1 protein-coding gene is annotated in these 2,366 nt (G+C 39.7%); it reads right to left on the reverse strand.

The features are described from left to right. Positions 1-2,366: two-partner secretion domain-containing protein (locus ACWATR_RS39395; RefSeq protein ID WP_460345651.1), on the reverse strand; the 2,366-nt coding region annotated here is incomplete at both ends.

Genomic DNA, 2,366 nt, shown 5'->3' on the forward strand with positions numbered 1-2,366 from the left:
TTTTCTTCAGAACATAAGCTAGCGAACGACACAGCATGAGGTGTTGCTGAATTTGCTTCTGCCGTCAAGGTTACATTCCCGTAGGAGTCTTGCACCCAACCTTGAGCTTCTACAATTTGTGTTGCTTGTTTTTGCAATTTTGGCTCCTCTGAATTATTGTTGATTTGACCAGAAACAAAATTATCTTGCCAAGTTGGTTTAATAGGTGGTACATCTTTAGGACCCAGAGGTAATCTGTCCACGCCACTCATGACAAATTCACTTCCTGCCACGTCTGACTGTCCCTGGCAAACTGATGCAACTTGTGGACTTTGTGCAAGTCCTTCTGGTACGGACTCAATGCCGTTAGGGTCAACGTAAAAGCCGTTGATCTGAACATCACCATTCAATCCGAATTTTGAACTAGCTGTAATTTTACTGTTGGGAGAGAAAAATAATCCACGAGCATTTATCAGGATATTTCCGCCTCGTCCTTTAAAAGCGTTAGCTGTGATACCACTGTTGTCCGCAAGAACTAGGATATTTGTGTTGATATTGATGTTGCCACCATCACCATCTGTGTCTTGCTGACCAGCAGTTGTGGAGATAATTCCATTGCGTATAAAAATATTATTTGAGGTAATATTAATATCACCACCTTGTCCGACAGTAGTGGTTGCGGTAACGCCTCCGTTGTTTGTGATGTTAATCGTATTGGACTTAATTTCAAGTCTTCCTGCATCACCTAAACCTTCATTTGCTACGCTAATTAAACCTCCTTGATTGACATTTAAAAAAGGAGTGTCAATGGTGATATTTCCCGCAGAACCAGTTGGTATCAAAGGTAGTCCAAATATTTTTCTGACAGTTTCATTTGCAACATTGACTGATGAGCTTATAAAACTAGGTTGGAAGCTGTTAGCTTTTCCACTTACTTCGATAAAGTTTTCGGCATTAATATTTATACTGCCAGCATTTCCAGTTGCAAAAGCAACAGAATTAACTACTCCTCCATTTTTCAATCGCAATTCTGATGTCTTTATGGTTAAACTTCCAGCATTTCCAGCATTAAAAGCTGTAGCTGCTATGGTGCTTGGAGCAGAACGCTCTGGTTTTATCCCTGTAATTTCGATAGAATTTGCATTGACAATAACGTTGTTTCCATCTCCAGTTCCGAAGCTTGATGATGCCACTGTTCCTCCATCAGTAATTCGTAGCTGTTTTGTTGACATTTGAACAGAACCTGCTTGCCCAGAAGCGAAAGTAGCAGCACTGATGAAGCTAATAGTATCTCCACGGCGAAAAGGATTAGCAAGCCTGTTTTCTAACAATTGCACAGAATCAGAGGCATTAATAGTTACGTTACCTCCAGAAGCGTTACTGTATGTACCTGCTCCCACTCTTGCTCCATCCTGAAGCGTTAATCGTTGGGTAAAAACTTTTAGATCGCCACCTTTTCCAGTATTTACTGTTTCCGTAAGTATACTACTAGAAACATTGCCATCTGGAGAAGTTCCTTCCAAAACCAAAGACCTAGAAGCATTAATATTGATATTTCCAGATGAAGTCTCGCCTAAATTCTGAATCAACATTGTTGAACCGTCTGTCAGATAGACATTATTTCCATGTAGCTGAATTGTTCCAGCGCCTGTACCACTAGCATTGATTAAAGCTTGTTTCGATAACTGAATATCTTCAAACTTGCGAACTCCTTCGTAATCAAAAGTCCATCCTTGGTTATTGGATTTAAGGTCAACAAAACCAGACCCTACACTACCCAACTCAGATTGTCCCCCTGGAGTAGTTATAATGCCACCTTCCACATTTATGTTACTCCCGATTAAAGCTAGAGTCTTTCCTGGTTGTACTAAAAGGCCTGTTGAATTGTTGTTTACTATGGTAGGGAATAAACCAGCATTTGGTGTAATTTGATGTCCGCCACCTAAAACTTGAATAGTTCCAGTTGAATTATCTCTAAATGATAGCCCTGTAGGGGCGCTAATTGTTAGCAATGCTTCTTTCTGGTTGGGTTGAGCAAAAAACTGTTTACCGTCAGCAAATTTAATACTGTTGGCTGTGGTTGCGACAAATGACCCACCAATGTTTAATTGAGCGTTAGAACCAAAAATAATTCCATTGGGGTTGAGCAGAAATAGGTTAGCTGTTCCATTAGCACGAATTAAACCATTAATGTTAGAAACAGATTTTCCTGTGACGCGGCTAATAATGTTTGTAATATCAGCAGCATTATTAAAGAAAGCAGTATTCCCAGTAGAAACAGAAAAGTCTTGAAAGCTGTGGAATAAATTAGTTCCTACTCTAGTCCCTTCATTGATAATATTGAGACTGCCTTGATTAGTAATGAGAGAATTGTTAGTGAGAGTAGT

It is taken from the genome of Nostoc sp. UIC 10890 (genome assembly GCF_054786515.1).